The organism is Acinetobacter sp. YH12117 (genome assembly GCF_013418865.1).
Lineage (GTDB): Bacteria > Pseudomonadota > Gammaproteobacteria > Pseudomonadales > Moraxellaceae > Acinetobacter > Acinetobacter indicus.
In genome coordinates this window covers 1-14,945 of sequence record NZ_VPBF01000053.1, presented here as the reverse complement: position 1 = coordinate 14,945, position 14,945 = coordinate 1, and the positions used below count along the sequence as shown (strand labels likewise).

Below are 14,945 nucleotides of genomic sequence, written 5' to 3'. Positions count from 1 at the left end.
TAGCAAGAGTGAACCACCTGATCCCTTCCCGAACTCAGAAGTGAAACCTCTTAGCGCTGATGGTAGTGTGGGGTTACCCATGTGAGAGTAAGTCATCGCCAGCTCATTAATTCAAAATCCCCCTAGCAAAAGCTAGGGGGATTTTTTTATGCGGGAAATTTGTGTGGGAAATAAAGATAAGTAGAATCAAAATGACAGTGAAATGAGAAAAATAGAGAAGATTAACCTTCCTCTTGATTTCTCAACTGTCGGCGAGCATGTTTTAAAGCCGTTCTTAAACCTTCTTCAAGCGTCGGATGATAGAAAGGCTTAGCAAGAAGTTCATCTAACGTTACCCCTTCATCAATCAGCCAAGCAAAAGTATGGGCAAAATGTTCGGCAGATTTTACAAAGAGTTCTGCACCTAATAATTGGCGTGTACGTTTATCAATATAAATTTCAACAGCACCCTTATTTTTAGCCAGAACCATCGCCCGACCTTGGCGCTCATAAGACACTTTTCCAATCACAAAGTCGATGTTCTTGTTTTTAAGCTGTTTATAGCTTTGGCCAGCAATTGCCATTTCCGGTTGACTAAACACAATACTCAGCGGTGTTAAGTCTTTTAAACTCTTTAGTTTTGGATAATTAAGGTAGTTATGCACTGCACCTCGGCCTTCATGGGCTGCTTCATGCTGAATGGGGGTAGAAGTATGCGCATCACCAACCACAAAAATTGGGTAATTTCCCAGTTGTTTGGTTTGTGGATCAATCGGTAGCTCTTTAAGATTACCAAATTGAGAGTCAATCTGTTGTAGATTCAGCGAATCTAAATGACTACGACGGCCGGTGGCCACCAGTACATAATCAACCATAAGGTGCTGCGTTTGACCTTGCTCGCTAAACTCAAGCTTGACCTGATTGCCTACCTTTTCCACGTTTTGCGGTAAGACTTCAAACTTAATCTTTAATTCATTACTGAGAATATCTTGGGCGAGTTGTTGTAGATCAGGACTGGTCAGTGCACCAACACGGCGACTTCGCGCAAATATTGTGGTATCACACCCTAACCGTTGCATGGCTTGAGCCAGCTCCAGTGCAATGACGCCACTGCCAATCACGGCTAAAGATTTAGGGATGGCGTCTAGTTCAAAGATTTGATCTGAGGTAATGAGTCGTTCGCCGAGCTGCTGCTTCCATTCAGCGTCATAGGTTGGGGTAGAGCCGACAGCCAGAATAAAGGCTTTGGCCTGATATTGCTGTTCATTCACCTGTACGGTTTGAGCATCAATAAACTCTGCCTTGCCCTGAATTTTGTGTTGTGCATCCCAGCTTTCAACTTCTTTTAAAGTGGCCTGGGTGAAATGGTCACGTAAAGCGCGGACATGCGGCATGACCTGTGTGGTATCGACCTGGGCTTTGATGTTGAGACCAACTTTATCTGCTTCTTGCAAATCGTGTAGGCGATGTGCAGCAGAAATCAGCACTTTACTGGGCATACAGCCCACTCGGGCACAGGTCGTATCCCAGGAACCGTCATTAATAATAAGAATATTTTGTGTGTGCTTGATGGCTTCTTGATAAGCAGTGATTCCTGCTGTGCCTGCACCAATAATAATAATGTCGTACATAGGAGCAATTTCAATAAAGAGAGATACTATCGAATATATAAAAAAACCCTCTATTTAGAGGGTTTAATTGCAATTTCTTACATTAAAATTTTATACCAGTTGGCTCGGTTAAAGTTGTGCTAATAGTTCCATTATTATTGGTAGATGTGCCCTTAAATGTAATATTATTGATCATGTGTTCAAAATTCAAAGTTCCACTAGTTTCATTTTTAAAGCTAAAAATATTTTTACCAGTTAAAGAGATGTTGCCAGTGAAAGATTGTATATTACGCTCAGGTATTTCATTCTCAACACGAGTGCCATCAATTGCTGTAATATTAACAAGCTTTAATTCTTTTTCACCATTATTTTTAATACGATAACTCGATGAGCTACTTAGATCACCTGGTGTAGAGTTGAAGATAAAGGATATAGGCTCGGCGAATGAAATATTTGCATTGTCATTTATAAGAACATTAAAACCAGAACCTTTTTCAAACATAAATAACTCACCATCTAAAGACGTCAAATCTTTATAAGTGCTAAAAGCTCCTGTAGTAACTTCTTTTTCAACGGGTAAGTCCGTTTCAGGGTCTATTTCTGTTGTTGTTACAGTAATTTTATAATCACTAGTCGACTCATTAATTAATACAAAGCGCTTTTGATGCTCTTGTTCGACCCATTTCTGTTTGAATGGATATGCAAAAGCCCCTGTGATTGTCACATCATGTAAGTTTTTATCTATATTCTCATTTTCAAAAATAAAAATACGTGTGGTGGCTTGGTATGCTTCTAGATTCGGAGTTATCCCATCATCTTCTAAGCGGATATTCTTTAGGTCATCGCGGGTAATTTCGAAGTCCCAATCATTATAAGCTGGTAATAAAGTTTTAATTTGATCGCCTGTGAATGAGTAACATGCACGATAATCGCTGGTACTTTTTTCAAAACATTTTTCACGATAGAATTCAGGAAAACTGGCAAGATTTACATCTCTAATAGCCAGAGTTAGTTGTAATGGCCCATGTGCAAAAGTATCTAGTGAGTGATCAATATAACCTTTGGTAGTATTTAAATCATTTGCATCATAATTACCAAATAAAAATTGTCCTTCACGTTTTAGAATCTCAAGTTGTTTTGTCGCAATTTCAACAGAGGTACTTGGTGGGGGAGTGGTATTATTAGATTCATTCGATGTAGCGCCACTATCATAATAGCCTTTACTTCCCCCTCCACCACATGCACTAATAAGTCCTGAGAGTGCTAAAATTAATGAGCCTTTAACTAAGTTCATAAAGTTCCCCTAATAAAAAATTATGTATAAGATTTATTTGTATTATGTAAAGATACCATAGAAAAAAAGACGCATATAGCGCCTTTCATGAGTTAACTTAATTAAATTGTCGTCCCCACACTCACCCCCACCGTTGGGCGGACATCCATAGAGCTACAACCTGCCAGTACACATGCACAAATCAGCATGATCCAGATTTTATTCATGCAATAACCCCTGATTTTTTGCCTGATTAAATAAGGCTGCCGAGCGTGAACCACTACGACAGACCATTAAAATCGGTTTCGGCAGTTCGTTATAGTACTTCGCAAACTCCTGCACATCGGCCTGAGAAATTACACCGCTGCTTACGGGTTGATAAATCACGCTAACCCGTGATTTCTCGGCAATGTCACGTAATTGGTTCACTTTCACCGTGTTGCCTGCTTCCTGATCAGGGCGGTTCACAATTACCGATTTAAACCCATCTTGCAGCAAGATCTTAAATTTCTCAGGTGTCATTTGCCCAGAAACACTAAGATTGGCATTTAACGCACGGCTAAAATCACTGGCAGCAACGCATAGGGAGGTCGTGGTCATTGAGAGCGCCAAAACCATCCCTATCCACAACGATTTAGTCATCTAACAGGTCCATTTGTTTGGCCAGTTGATATAAGTTATTTGAGCGGTTGCCGGTACGGCAGAACATCAGAACCGGTTTTGGTAATTCATTAAAGTGATTGGCAAAGGTACGGACATCCAACTCGGTAATTTGCCCAGCCACCACCGGTTGATAGACATAATCTAACCCTGCATTACGCGCTGCATCTTCAATTTGTGCGCTGGTCGGTTGTTCCGGGCCACCTTCCATGTCTGGACGGTTGTTAATAATTGATTTAAAGCCTTTTTCAACCACTTGGGTTACGTGTTCCGGGCCAATTTGACCTGCAAAGCCAACATGCTCACTCATAATGCCACTCCATCATCCATATCTGAATATTATGCTCTATAATACCACTAGCCAGATTTTCGCGCAGATTGTTCTGAAATATTTATAAACGATTACAACCATAAAACAACGCACTGGAGCAGCCATGCATGCCTATACTGTCGAGCCTCTCTATGTCAAAAGCGGTCAGGAGGTCATTGCTGCCGATTTTTACCTGCCAAAAACTCCTACTAAACCAGCGGTTATTTTAATGGCGCATGGTCTGGCCGGCCTGCGTCAGTTCAAGCTGGTGCAATATGCCAAACGCTTTGCCCGTGCCGGGTATGCGGTGGTGCTGTTTGATTATCGCTATTGGGGCGGTAGTACCGGGCGACCACGCGAGCTGGTGTCGTTGTCGCGGCAGCTGGATGACTGGCGTACCATGATTTCACATGTACAGGAACGGCAATCGGTAGATGGTCGACGGATTATCCTCTGGGGTACAGCATTAAGCGGCGGCTATGTCTTAACTCTGGCTTCGCAGTTAAACCATTTAAAAGCAGTGATGGTGCAGGTGCCATTTGTAGATGGCGCGGCCAGTGCCAAGCTGTATCCGATTCAGCAGCTGCCACGTGCCTTAAAAATTTCCAGTCAGGATTATATGGGCGCTAAAGTTGGCTTAATGCCAAAAACCTTGCCGGTAGTTGATCCGAAAGGGCTGTGTTTCTTACCGACGGCGGATAGTTATGAAGGTTATCTGTCGATTTTACATCCAGATTTTTACTGGAGTGGCGAGATTCCGGCACGGGCGCTGTTTCATCTGATCCGTTATCGGCCGATTCAGGATGTGCGCCAGATTAATATTCCGGTGCTGTTTATTGCCGCCAAACGCGATAGCCTGATCCCGATTGAATCGAGTCGTGAAACAGCCACCAATATTGCGCCTTATGTGCAATATCATGAATGGGATATGCAGCATTTTGATGTTTATCATGGCCAATATTTTGAAAAAGCCGTCAAGACTCAATTAGAATTTCTACATCAGCATATTGGAGTAAGCTAAATGATTGTTGTCTGTCCAGCCTGTAGTGCCAAAAACCGTGTTCCGGAGGATAAGCTAACTGCCCATCCAACATGCGGACAATGTCATCAGGCTTTAATTCCACTGGCGCCGATTGACCTGAATGAGCAGAATTTTAGCCAGTTTATCCAGCACAGTGATTTGCCAATCCTGATCGACCTGTGGGCAGAGTGGTGTGGACCCTGCAAGATGATGGCGCCGCATTTTGCCCAGGTTGCGGCGCAATATCCGCAAGTAATTTTTGCCAAAATTAATACTGAAGAAAATCCGCGTTTAAGCAGTGCTTTTAATGTGCGCAGTATTCCCACGCTGGTGTTGATGAATAAGACCACCGAAATTGCTAGAATAAGCGGCGCATTAAGATCGACCGAACTGAAACAGTGGTTAGATCAGCACTTAACTTCAAACCCTTAATCACGCCCGGAGCGAATGTGTCAGATTCTCAACTAAAACCGGAAGGGACGCTCTCTCTTCAAACCATTGCTATGCCTGCCGATACCAACTGGAGTGGAGATGTGTTCGGGGGCTGGATTGTTTCGCAGATGGACTTGGCCGGGGCAATTCATGCCGAGCGTTTTACCCAAGGTCGCTGTGCCACCATTGCCATTAACCAGATGACCTTTCTGGTGCCTGTGAAAGTGGGTGATGTGATCAGCTGCTATACCAAAATCCTGAAACTGGGCAATACCTCAATTCAGATGCAGATTGAAGTCTGGGACAGCCATGACAGTTCACGTGCAGCAAAACGCGTTACCGAAGGCGTCTTTACCTTTGTCGCGGTAGATGTCAAAGGCAACAAGCGTCAGATTTCCGAGGAAGTGAAGCAGAAGTATCTGGAATCGCAAGCTGTATAATTTGTGCACTCAAAGATCAAAAATCCCAGTTCTGAAACTGGGGTTTTTTTATGGTTTAAAGCGGGTTAACGGGCTTTTTTAAGCTGATCTTTACTGACCCAGGCCCAGAGCATTTCACATTGAATTGGTGCTTCACCCGATTCATCGGTCACTTCGACCGCAACCAGCGTTTCACCTTTTTCGGTGTGTTGCATCAAGTGCTGCTGTTCTGCTGTCAGCGTTGCGACTGCGGTCATGGCGCCTTGCGTCGGGCGTTTAAAATCAACTTTAAAGCTTTTAATTAACACAATCGAGTGATCGGGCACATTCATGCCGGTCACAAAGCCGGTGGCAGTTTCTGCAATTAGCGCCATAGCACAGGCATGTACCTGGCCAATATGGTTTTGCATGGCTTTATGATTGTCAATTTTCACCACCACTTTGGCCGAACTGACTTCGAGATATTTTAATTTGGCTGTCCCCACCATAGGCACGATCCGGCCAAAGGCTTTGCTCCACAAAGTGGTGCGAATCACCTGTGGAAATTTTGCTGTCGCTTTGACTAATTTTGCTAAACGATTCGCTTGTGCCATGATCGATTCCTATGCGGGAGCAAAGAGCTTAATCTTTGAAGTTGTTAAATTGCAGTGGCAGGCCAAATTGCTGTTCTTTTAAAAACGCCATCACTTGCTGTAAGGTGTCGCGTTTTTTATCCGTCACACGGATTTTGTCGCCCTGAATAGAAGATTGCACTTTAATGCCGCTTTCTTTAATGGCTTTATTAATTTTTTTCGCGGTATCAGAGTCAAGACCATCTTTGAGCTTCACCGTCTGAATCACGTTTTTACCTGAGGCCGTGGCTTTTTGCGGGTCTAGCGCCTGCACATCAATCTTACGTTTATAAAAATGATTCTCCAGCATGGTATATACTTGCTCACATTGGAAATCACTTTCGGTTTTGATTTTGATCTCTTTGGCTTTCTCATTCAGTTCGATAGAAACATCTTGACCACGGAAATCGAAACGTGTTGCGATTTCTTTTTGAGTATTCTGAACTGCATGATTTACTTCAAAAATTTCTAATTCTGAAACAATATCGAAAGATGGCATAGTTTAGACCTTTACAAATGGAAAGAATATCTGAGATGCTAGGGATGTTTTCTTCATTTGCCAAGTGTTGTTTACATCAAAGGAGTGCACAATGATCCGTAAGCAAGAAATTACAACATTTGAGTTCCCAGAAAATGCAATCATCTGGGATGTCCGTGATGCAAGTGCTTATGCTGAAGCGCATATTCAAGGCGCAGTCAATCAGCCAATTGCCAACTTGTCAGCAGATAGCTTGACTCAGGTGTCAGCGGATCAACCGATTTACATCTTATGTGGCGGTGGCAGCAAAGCGCCGCGCGCGGCTGAATTGTTAGAAGAGCTGGACAGCTCACGTGAATATGTGGTGCTGATGGGCGGTACCCGTGCTGCACGTGATGCCGGTTTGCCTTTGGTTCAAGGGCAATAAGCAAAAAGCGCCGTCAGGCGCTTTTTTATGAACACTGTTGATCATTGACTAAAAAGATCAGAACATTCCCTCATATGATCAAGCATTTTAAATGAAGAAAATAAATGCTCTCCTCGACTTCCACACTAAGCCTGATCTTTCAAACTAAACCGGGCCATCATTCTCGATCTATACAACGTTTTTAGCTTAGGCCTTAAAATACGGTTTCTTGGCTTTGGCTTTCTTTTGAAAACGGCGGATGTTAAGTTTCTCCAGTACCTGCATCGGCACCGGGCAGGCCTCATTTAAAATCTGTGCGGCCAGAATTTCACTGCATAGCGGTGCAAACAGAAAACCTTTGGAACCGAGTCCAGTCAGGCTATAGACTTGCTGTCCGGTTTCAAGTGCTCCAAGCAGCGGGAAATAATCCTGACTTTGCGCACGGATTGACGCACGGCCTTGCCAGCTGTGTGGATCAGGCAGGGTGTCCGCATAGTCGGGGAAGACGCTACGGATCAGCGCCAGATTATGTTCATGATCTTCTCGTAAGACTTCGGCATCATCCCGACCCGGATAAAAAGACGCGCCTAAAATCAACTGCTCTGCATCGAGCTGCATACAGTAACCGCCATAACTATAGGAGCTATCTAAACGCAGCGGTTGCTGGGTATTCTTCAGCCAGCTGACCTGACCCCGAATCGGTTTTAACAGCGGATAATGTTCAAAAAACTGGCCAGATTCACGGGCTGTGCAGACAAAGACATGATCAAACTGGCCCAGAGATTGGTTGTCACTGAACAGTTCCGGTCGATCTGTCGGGTGAATCTGAGTGATTTTGGCCTGCTGATATTGAATCCGCTCATGCGCCAGAATCTCCGCACACAGTTGATGTGGCGACACCGCGCCAGCCTGTAGCAGACGCAGGGCAGGAAATTCTGATCGCAGCTGTGCGTCTAAATCTTTTTCCAGAATACCTGGCGGATATTCATCGGCCAGTGCCAGCAGCTGTTCCGGATTTTTTAGCCCAAGCTGATTGACCTGAATCGGGCGGAAGGCCTGAAACTTTGCATAATGATTTAAGGCATGTTGCCAGGCCAGGGTCATTAAATGGGTATGGCTCTGTTCAATAGCACACAGCTTGGGATTGAGCAGGGCTAGCGGATTACCCGAGCCACCCGCCAGTGGCGCGCTTTGATCATACAGAGAAACTAGATGGCCACGCTGGGCAAAAGCCCAAGCTATGCTTAAACCGGCAATACCGGCACCAATAATGGCAATATGCCGTTGCTGTACAGAGGTCGAAGGAACTGAGGTTGCTGGTTCAGTTTCCCGTTCTGGGCTAAGCGGTTCTTCTGGCGCTAACCAGATGCCTTTTAGCATTTCGCGTTTATGGCCAAACCCGCGCGGCCGGGAAATATGAATCCCGTGCTGTCTTAAACCTCGCTTTAACACCCCGGCTACACTAAAGGAAGCGAAGGTAGTGCCGACATCTGACAGGCGAATAATATGATTGAGCACCTGTTCTTCCCACATATCCGGATTGCAGGAGGGCGCAAAGCCATCTAAAAACCAGGCATTGACCTGTGTGGTTTTGGCCATCATCGGAAAGACATCGTGCGCATCACCGAGCCAAAGGTCGATAGAAAAACGCTGCTCCGGAAACGACAGGCGATGACAGCCGGCCAGTGGTAATGGGTACTGGGCAATCAGCTGATCGGCCAGAGGTTTTAATTCTGGCCAGGCATTTAAGGCGCGAATTAAATCGGCTTTGGAAAGCGGAAATTTCTCCACCGAAATGGCATGTAAATGGCTGTGATTCTCAGGACGCACCTGTTGCCACAATTGCCATAAGGCCAGAATATTCAGGCCGGTGCCGAAGCCAGTTTCTCCGACACAGAAATATTCATAATCTTGCAGGGCTGCCAGACGCCCGGACAGGTCATTACCGTTTAAAAATACATGCCGGGTTTCCAGCAGGCCATTGTCCTTGGAAAAGTAGACATCCCCAAACTGTTTTGATACCGGGACATCAATGCCCTCAATATGTTGCCAATCGAGATCGGCGGTTTGAATGCGATTAGACAACACCCAGATTACCTTTAATGAAGCAGAACATTACCACTGACGGCGACGTTTGGTATACACATAGCTGGCCACCAAAAAGCCCAGCAATACGCCGACAGCCAGCGTGGCAGCGCCGTAAAGAAACATCTGCGCGCTACGTTCACTTTGTAAGACCTGAACCTGTACACCCAGATTGTCATTTTTCAGCTGCAGTTCCTGGTTTTGCGCCAGTGCTTCCAGATTGGCTTTTTCCAGCTGTTGCAGGCGGCTTTCCTGATCTTTGACCAGCGCCTTGATTTTAGCTTCCTGTGCCGCTTTATTCTTGGCTAGCTGCTCAGCGGTCAGCGGCTGGTTGGCCGTTGCCGGCGCTGTGGTGGTGGCCACAGCCGGTATAATCGCCGGTTTGGCTGGCGTTGCGACCGCTGGCGTGACTTGAGCCGTGGTATTTATAGCAGCGGGTACAGCCGGTTCAACGGCCCACAGTGCAGAACAGAAGAAGGATAGACCCAGTAGACTCGGGACAACAACGCGCATGCAGCTTATCCTTTAGGAAATGCTTTATTAAAAGGTTTGACTTCAATCTGGCCATAGACGCCTGCTTTCAGGAATGGCTCATCTTGCAGCCAGGCATCAAGGGCTTCACGAGAATCAAAATCGACAATAATGGTACTGCCATAAAAGCCCGCTTGTGGATTGGCCGGATCTTTCGGCATCGCACCGGCGACAATTAGACGGCCTTCATCATCCAGCTGTTGCAGACGTTCAAGATGTTGCGGACGAATGGCCAGACGTTTTTCGACGGTTCCTTCGTTATCGGTACAGGTCACCACAAATAAAGGCATAAGGTATTCTCGCTCAAGCGGACTGAAGGATTTATTCGGCAGTTTTAAAGTATTTACGCAATACAATAAACTGAATAATGATAAAGGAAAACATCACAATCATGTCACCAAAAGCAGTGAATTCTCCCCAGTATTTTCCACCCATAAAGATATAGGCAAAGAAGCCGTGCAGGAAGGACATTAATAGAAACATCCCGACCCAGGCATAGTTCAGTTTCATCCAGCCTTTGTCGCTTAAATTGAACACCGGACCAAACAGGCGCTGGATTAACGGCTTGCGATCTTTGCTGAACCACGGCGACAGCAGGAAGGCGCCAGCAAAGACCAGATTCAGCAAGACAGCTTTTAGGCGAATATAGAAGTCATCGCTCAGCATTAGGGTAATACCACCAAAAATCACGGTCATAAACAGCACAATCCACTGCTGTTTGTCCAAACGGAATTTTTGCGACACAAATAGCGCACCATACACCACTAACATGGAAATGATCAGACCGGTGGTGGCCACAAGAATATTATTGTTATCCACACCACCGGCAGAGCCGATCATTTGCAGCAAAGGATGGTGGGTATCTTTTGGATCTACAGTTTTATATAAATAAAAGAAAATAATGAGTGGCACAAAGTCTAAAAGTGCTTTCATGTTAGAGTATCTAAATCTGATCAAATAAATGTCATAGTATAGAGATGCACGGCGTAGATTTACATACACATAGCAATATTTCTGATGGAACTTTAAGTCCGCAGCAATTGATTGCTGCAGCAGCTGAACTGTCGATCCATACGCTGGCATTGACCGATCATGACAGCATGGATGGAATTGCACTGGCTCAGGAAGCAGCGAAAAATCACGGGATTAAGCTCATATCTGGCGTGGAAATTTCCAGCCAGTGGTCACGTCTGGCGACCAAAAAAAGCTATGCTGTGCATATTGTGGCCTTGAATATGCAAAATCCGGCGCCGATGGCGGCACTACTGGCCCAGCAAAAAAATATTCGTGCTGCGCGCTCCAAACAGATTTGCGAGCTGCTAATTCCGCTGATTGGTGAAGATATTTATACCGATGTGATTGCCAAGGTAGATAATGTCCCGGATCGGGTGACCCGTACCCATATTGCCAAAACTCTGGTGGAAAAAGGCTATGTCAGCCGGCCGCAGCAGGCCTTTGATAAATACATTAAAGAAGGCAAAAAAGCCTATGTGAAATTTGAAGGCTTGGGCTTGGAGGAAACTATTCAGGTGATTCATGCCAGTGGCGGTTTTGCGGTGCTGGCGCATCCGACCCGTTATGACCTGTCGGCGACCAATATCCGTTACCTAATTGAAATTTTCGCCAAATTTGGTGGAGATGCCGTCGAGTTGCCGCCGGCGATTGATCCAAGTTCTACCCGGCAGATGGTGGACCGGATGATTGCCGAGCATGGCTTAAAAGTCTCGGTCGGTAGCGATTTTCATGGTGAAAATATGCCGTGGATGAAACTGGGCAATATTCCCAGCCTGAAACCGGGGCAGGTCGGAATTTGGGAAAGTTTTGTCAATCCATCACCGGCGCTGACTGCGTAAACGTATTTCAGCATCAAAAAAAACCTCAGCTGGGCTGAGGTTTTTTGCTTTAGAGCAGGTTATTGTCCTGTGCCTGAATTGGTGGTGGTGTCGGTTTCCCCAAAGTCGAGAGTAATTCGATTTCAATGGTGCGCACCATCGCATCTAAAGGCAAGTCATTACTTTGCGTACCAAATGGCTCTTCAATTTCCGAGCTTAGGGCGTCCAACCCCAAGAAGGTATAAGCCAGAATCCCGACCAGCAGCGGTGTCGCCAGCCCCAGCGTCGAGCCCAAGCTAAACGGCAGCATAAAGCAGAAAAAGTACACGGTACGGTTTAGCAATACCGAATAGGCAAACGGCAGCGGGGTGGTGGCAATCCGGTCACAACCGGTTTGCACCAGGCTGAGTTCCATCACATGCTGGTTCATCTGGCTGTAAATAATATCGGAAATTTCACCTTCTTTTAGGGCCTGCATCAGTTCCCATTGAATCAGGCTGAGGGTATATTGCGGCGCATTGGCCTGTTGATACAGCTGGGTTACGGCCTGCTGGCTCATACCGCTGGTTTCTACCAGTTCAGTCGGATTGGCAGTTTGATGGCGCAGACGGTCACGCAACACATTGGCAAACACAATCACATGCTGAATCACCCGTTCCCGGCGGCCTTGGGCCAGCATCCGGCAGTCGCGGTCAAAATGGCGCGCATTGGCAATTAACATGCCCCACAGTTTGCGGGCTTCCCACCAGCGGTCATAACAGGCCGAATTTTTAAAGCCAAGGAAAATCGACAGCACCACCCCAATTAAGGTAAAGCCGATCAGGGGGAAATCAGAGAAGTGAAAATACCCGACATAGGACAGGCCGCCGACAATCGCCGACAGCAACATGACCACGCCCAAAGGTGGTAACACCTTCGGTAAGATGGTACCTCGCCAGGAAAATAACAGCCTAAATACGCTCGGTTGGTCACGTACAATCATGTCTGGGAATCAGCTTAAGTTTTTCATGATCTTCTGTGCTGGCCGGGTTTTTGTCAATATGTTGCGCTGCTTAAAATGTCGACTTGATGAGTTGATGTTCAGCAAAGGAAAAACTGCCTTCGGGAGCAATAATACAATGATCAATCAGGCGGATATCAACCAGCTGGCAGGCCTGCTGGATGCGCTGGGTCAATTGTAAATCGGCCGGTGAGGGCTGTGGCTGTCCCTGAGGATGATTATGACTGATCACCAGCGCCGTAGTGTTTTTCTGGATGGCAAAGCGTAGCAGCTGGTTGATCGAAATTTCACATGAATTGAGCGCGCCAAAAAACAGTTTCTTAAAACAGATTTTGCGCAGCTGCGCATCCAGGCACAATACTGCAAATACTTCCTGAGTTTCACCGAGCAGTTCAAAGCGTAAATAGTCCAGTAGCAGCCGGGAGGAGCTGAGTTCCAGTTTGTCCTGCTGCAAATGCTGGGCGGTATAGCGCCGGCCCAATTCCTTGACCGCCATCAGCTGGCTGTATTTACTTGGACCCATGCCATGAAACTGGCTTAAATCGGGCAGGGCGGCATCGAGTACCGCATTCAGGCTGCCAAAGGCCTGTAATAAATGACGGGCCAGTTCAACGGCAGAGTACTGCTGGGAGCCGGAGCGCAGGAAAATAGCCAGCAGTTCGGCATCGGAAAGACTGTGCGCGCCGTACTGGATCAGGCGTTCACGCGGACGCTCCTGTTCCGGCCAATGTTTAATACTGAAGTTCATTGTTATTAGACTTATTGGTGATGAATTGTTATGGATTTCGCCCAGACATGTCTTGGGAATGACAATATTTAATGCTATTGTGAGCCCCACTGCAACAGAAAGGTAAGCTGTTCGTGAGTTTTGATTTAAGTGTCATTCCTAATAAAAATATTATTGTGGGTATTACTGGCGGTATTGCCGCCTACAAAAGTGCCATTCTGGTTCGCCGTTTAAAGGACGCTGGCTTTAACGTCCGGGTGGTGATGACCGAAGGGGCACAAGCCTTTATTACACCGCTGACCTTTCAGGCGTTGTCGGGCAATCCGGTGCATACCCAGTTGCTGGACCCGGAAGCCGAGGCCGGCATGGGGCATATTGAACTGGCACGCTGGGCCGATCTGGTGCTGATTGCACCGGCCAGCTGTGACACCCTGGCCAAATTTGCCGCCGGTCTGGCAGATGACTTGTTATCGACTTTATATCTGGCCACCAGTGCCCCGGTCTGGGTGGCACCGGCCATGAATCAGCAGATGTGGGCGGCCAAAGCTACGCAGCGCAATCTGGCGACGCTGGTAGACGATGGCGTGCATGTGATTATGCCGGAATCCGGCTCACAAGCCTGTGGTGATGTCGGTCTGGGCCGTATGCCTGAGCCGGAAGAGCTAGCGCGTCAGGTCACCGATTATTTCCATAAAGCGCAGCGTGCGATTGCTGAAAAATTTGGCTTACTGGCCAGCAAGCATGTGGTGATTACCGCCGGGCCAACCCGTGAAGCAATTGATCCGGTACGTTATATTTCCAATCATAGTACCGGGAAAATGGGCTTTGCCCTGGCAGCAGCCTGCTATGCAGCTGGCGCCAAAGTTACGCTGATTGCCGGGCCAGTCAGTCTGGATACACCAAACGGGGTCCGCCGTATTAATGTCTCTTCAGCCGTGCAGATGCTGGACACCAGTATGCAGTTGCTGGATGAAGGCTGTGATGTGTTTATTGCCACCGCGGCGGTTGCCGATTATCGCGTGGCTGAAGTTGCAGAACACAAAATCAAAAAATCCGGAGATGAACTGGATATCGCCTTAATCAAGAATCCGGATATTGTGGCGACTATCGCGCAGCAGGACAAACGTCCGTTTATGGTCGGCTTTGCCGCTGAAACGCGCAATGTGGAAGAATATGCGGCCGGCAAACTGGTGGCGAAAAAGCTGGATATGATTGCCTGCAATGATGTGTCCCGTGCAGATATCGGCTTTGCCTCTGATGAAAATGCCATGACGGTGTTCTTTGCTGAAGGCTATCATCTGCCAAAACGCGATCTGGAAAAAGCCTCCAAGCAGGAAATTGCCCAGCAGCTGGTCGAAGCCATTCATGATGCCTTGCACCATGATCCGGCGCAGGATGAAGCCTTCTGATCTTGTCAGAATAAATAAAAAAGCCCTGCAAGTGCAGTAATGCCAGTCAGTTAAGAGATTGACTGGCTTTTTCTTGGGTATTTTTGAGGTTTTCCTTTTACAACTCTTGGGTAACTCCTCATCCGTCTCTCAGGTAAAACATATCTATCAGATTTCTCCATT

At 46.6% G+C, this 14,945-nt stretch carries 18 protein-coding genes and 1 rRNA gene; 7 read left to right on the top strand and 12 right to left on the bottom strand.

What is annotated here, in order from left to right:
- A 5S ribosomal RNA gene (gene rrf, locus FTU55_RS13670) occupies positions 1-104 on the top strand; the annotation flags it as partial.
- A 117-nt stretch (positions 105-221) separates the two neighbouring features.
- Here rrf and FTU55_RS13665 read toward each other — a convergent pair.
- The 4 genes from FTU55_RS13665 to FTU55_RS13650 form a co-directional block, all read right to left on the bottom strand.
- Positions 222-1,610, bottom strand: a complete 1,389-nt coding sequence (locus FTU55_RS13665; protein ID WP_180047380.1) for a dihydrolipoyl dehydrogenase — start codon at positions 1,608-1,610, stop codon at positions 222-224.
- Positions 1,611-1,692: 82 nt separating this feature from the next.
- On the bottom strand, positions 1,693-2,883 hold the full coding sequence (locus tag FTU55_RS13660) for a hypothetical protein (protein WP_180047378.1): 1,191 nt from the start codon (positions 2,881-2,883) through the stop codon (positions 1,693-1,695).
- Between the two features lie 198 nt (positions 2,884-3,081).
- Positions 3,082-3,504, bottom strand: coding sequence for a beta-lactamase hydrolase domain-containing protein (locus FTU55_RS13655; protein WP_180047376.1), 423 nt, complete (start codon positions 3,502-3,504; stop codon positions 3,082-3,084).
- Positions 3,497-3,832, bottom strand: coding sequence for a TIGR01244 family sulfur transferase (locus FTU55_RS13650; protein ID WP_005182227.1), 336 nt, complete (start codon positions 3,830-3,832; stop codon positions 3,497-3,499). The genes FTU55_RS13655 and FTU55_RS13650 overlap by 8 nt, the downstream gene beginning before the upstream one ends.
- A gap of 124 nt (positions 3,833-3,956) precedes the next feature.
- Here FTU55_RS13650 and FTU55_RS13645 point away from each other — a divergent pair, with 124 nt between their 5' ends.
- The 3 genes from FTU55_RS13645 to FTU55_RS13635 all read left to right on the top strand — a co-directional run bounded on the left by FTU55_RS13645 (position 3,957) and on the right by FTU55_RS13635 (position 5,725).
- The gene (locus FTU55_RS13645; protein WP_075168316.1) at positions 3,957-4,853 is read left to right on the top strand and encodes an alpha/beta hydrolase; all 897 of its coding nucleotides are present in this window, start codon (positions 3,957-3,959) and stop codon (positions 4,851-4,853) included.
- Positions 4,854-5,285 carry a thioredoxin TrxC gene (gene trxC, locus FTU55_RS13640; protein ID WP_016659552.1) on the top strand — a complete coding sequence of 144 codons (432 nt, stop codon included), beginning with the start codon at positions 4,854-4,856 and terminating at the stop codon, positions 5,283-5,285.
- 71 nt (positions 5,286-5,356) lie between these two features.
- Positions 5,357-5,725, top strand: coding sequence for an acyl-CoA thioesterase (locus FTU55_RS13635; protein ID WP_171525181.1), 369 nt, complete (start codon positions 5,357-5,359; stop codon positions 5,723-5,725).
- A gap of 65 nt (positions 5,726-5,790) precedes the next feature.
- Here FTU55_RS13635 and FTU55_RS13630 read toward each other — a convergent pair whose 3' ends face one another.
- Together FTU55_RS13630 and FTU55_RS13625 are read right to left on the bottom strand one after the other, a co-directional pair.
- Positions 5,791-6,297: a DUF4442 domain-containing protein gene (locus tag FTU55_RS13630; RefSeq protein ID WP_016659551.1), complete on the bottom strand. Its 507-nt coding sequence runs from the start codon at positions 6,295-6,297 to the stop codon at positions 5,791-5,793.
- Between the two features lie 28 nt (positions 6,298-6,325).
- Positions 6,326-6,814 (bottom strand): YajQ family cyclic di-GMP-binding protein, encoded by a 489-nt coding sequence (locus FTU55_RS13625; RefSeq protein ID WP_005182257.1) that lies wholly within the window; start codon positions 6,812-6,814, stop codon positions 6,326-6,328.
- A gap of 91 nt (positions 6,815-6,905) precedes the next feature.
- On the opposite strand from FTU55_RS13625, the gene FTU55_RS13620 reads away from it, so the two are divergent.
- Complete coding sequence (locus tag FTU55_RS13620; RefSeq protein ID WP_005182260.1) at positions 6,906-7,220, top strand: rhodanese-like domain-containing protein; 315 nt, start codon at positions 6,906-6,908, stop codon at positions 7,218-7,220.
- A 186-nt stretch (positions 7,221-7,406) separates the two neighbouring features.
- Here the strand turns inward: FTU55_RS13620 and mnmC are convergent, their stop codons facing one another.
- Genes mnmC through FTU55_RS13600 form a run of 4 tightly spaced genes read right to left on the bottom strand, consistent with a single transcriptional unit; the run spans position 7,407 to position 10,748 of the window.
- On the bottom strand, positions 7,407-9,284 hold the full coding sequence (gene mnmC, locus FTU55_RS13615) for an FAD-dependent 5-carboxymethylaminomethyl-2-thiouridine(34) oxidoreductase MnmC (RefSeq protein ID WP_180047374.1): 1,878 nt from the start codon (positions 9,282-9,284) through the stop codon (positions 7,407-7,409).
- Positions 9,285-9,314: 30 nt separating this feature from the next.
- Positions 9,315-9,797: a hypothetical protein gene (locus FTU55_RS13610; protein ID WP_104504233.1), complete on the bottom strand. Its 483-nt coding sequence runs from the start codon at positions 9,795-9,797 to the stop codon at positions 9,315-9,317.
- Positions 9,798-9,802: 5 nt separating this feature from the next.
- Positions 9,803-10,105: a YciI family protein gene (locus FTU55_RS13605; protein WP_005182271.1), complete on the bottom strand. Its 303-nt coding sequence runs from the start codon at positions 10,103-10,105 to the stop codon at positions 9,803-9,805.
- A 31-nt stretch (positions 10,106-10,136) separates the two neighbouring features.
- Positions 10,137-10,748, bottom strand: a complete 612-nt coding sequence (locus tag FTU55_RS13600) for a septation protein IspZ (protein WP_005182273.1) — start codon at positions 10,746-10,748, stop codon at positions 10,137-10,139.
- A 44-nt stretch (positions 10,749-10,792) separates the two neighbouring features.
- On the opposite strand from FTU55_RS13600, the gene FTU55_RS13595 reads away from it, so the two are divergent.
- Positions 10,793-11,668, top strand: a complete 876-nt coding sequence (locus FTU55_RS13595) for a PHP domain-containing protein (RefSeq protein WP_180047372.1) — start codon at positions 10,793-10,795, stop codon at positions 11,666-11,668.
- 49 nt (positions 11,669-11,717) lie between these two features.
- Here FTU55_RS13595 and FTU55_RS13590 read toward each other — a convergent pair whose 3' ends face one another.
- Together FTU55_RS13590 and radC are read right to left on the bottom strand one after the other, a co-directional pair.
- Positions 11,718-12,629, bottom strand: coding sequence for a bestrophin family protein (locus FTU55_RS13590; protein ID WP_005182277.1), 912 nt, complete (start codon positions 12,627-12,629; stop codon positions 11,718-11,720).
- A 70-nt stretch (positions 12,630-12,699) separates the two neighbouring features.
- Positions 12,700-13,395, bottom strand: a complete 696-nt coding sequence (gene radC / locus FTU55_RS13585; RefSeq protein ID WP_005182279.1) for a DNA repair protein RadC — start codon at positions 13,393-13,395, stop codon at positions 12,700-12,702.
- Positions 13,396-13,508: 113 nt separating this feature from the next.
- On the opposite strand from radC, the gene coaBC reads away from it, so the two are divergent.
- On the top strand, positions 13,509-14,783 hold the full coding sequence (coaBC, locus tag FTU55_RS13580) for a bifunctional phosphopantothenoylcysteine decarboxylase/phosphopantothenate--cysteine ligase CoaBC (RefSeq protein ID WP_005182280.1): 1,275 nt from the start codon (positions 13,509-13,511) through the stop codon (positions 14,781-14,783).
- The last annotated feature ends 162 nt before the right edge of the window (positions 14,784-14,945 follow it).

Excerpts from the sequence above, each read along its gene's own strand:
- FTU55_RS13635 (WP_171525181.1), top strand. The coding sequence starts at position 5,357 with ATGCCTGCCGATACCAACTGGAGTGGAGATGTGTTCGGGGGCTGGATT.
- FTU55_RS13620 (WP_005182260.1), top strand. The coding sequence starts at position 6,906 with ATGATCCGTAAGCAAGAAATTACAACATTTGAGTTCCCAGAAAATGCA.
- FTU55_RS13650 (WP_005182227.1), bottom strand. The coding sequence starts at position 3,832 with ATGAGTGAGCATGTTGGCTTTGCAGGTCAAATTGGCCCGGAACACGTA.
- FTU55_RS13590 (WP_005182277.1), bottom strand. The coding sequence starts at position 12,629 with ATGATTGTACGTGACCAACCGAGCGTATTTAGGCTGTTATTTTCCTGG.
- radC (WP_005182279.1), bottom strand. The coding sequence starts at position 13,395 with ATGAACTTCAGTATTAAACATTGGCCGGAACAGGAGCGTCCGCGTGAA.
- FTU55_RS13610 (WP_104504233.1), bottom strand. The coding sequence starts at position 9,797 with ATGCGCGTTGTTGTCCCGAGTCTACTGGGTCTATCCTTCTTCTGTTCT.
- FTU55_RS13655 (WP_180047376.1), bottom strand. The coding sequence starts at position 3,504 with ATGACTAAATCGTTGTGGATAGGGATGGTTTTGGCGCTCTCAATGACC.
- FTU55_RS13625 (WP_005182257.1), bottom strand. The coding sequence starts at position 6,814 with ATGCCATCTTTCGATATTGTTTCAGAATTAGAAATTTTTGAAGTAAAT.
- FTU55_RS13645 (WP_075168316.1), top strand. The coding sequence starts at position 3,957 with ATGCATGCCTATACTGTCGAGCCTCTCTATGTCAAAAGCGGTCAGGAG.
- FTU55_RS13600 (WP_005182273.1), bottom strand. The coding sequence starts at position 10,748 with ATGAAAGCACTTTTAGACTTTGTGCCACTCATTATTTTCTTTTATTTA.
- FTU55_RS13630 (WP_016659551.1), bottom strand. The coding sequence starts at position 6,297 with ATGGCACAAGCGAATCGTTTAGCAAAATTAGTCAAAGCGACAGCAAAA.
- FTU55_RS13660 (WP_180047378.1), bottom strand. The coding sequence starts at position 2,883 with ATGAACTTAGTTAAAGGCTCATTAATTTTAGCACTCTCAGGACTTATT.
- trxC (WP_016659552.1), top strand. The coding sequence starts at position 4,854 with ATGATTGTTGTCTGTCCAGCCTGTAGTGCCAAAAACCGTGTTCCGGAG.
- FTU55_RS13665 (WP_180047380.1), bottom strand. The coding sequence starts at position 1,610 with ATGTACGACATTATTATTATTGGTGCAGGCACAGCAGGAATCACTGCT.
- FTU55_RS13605 (WP_005182271.1), bottom strand. The coding sequence starts at position 10,105 with ATGCCTTTATTTGTGGTGACCTGTACCGATAACGAAGGAACCGTCGAA.
- FTU55_RS13595 (WP_180047372.1), top strand. The coding sequence starts at position 10,793 with ATGCACGGCGTAGATTTACATACACATAGCAATATTTCTGATGGAACT.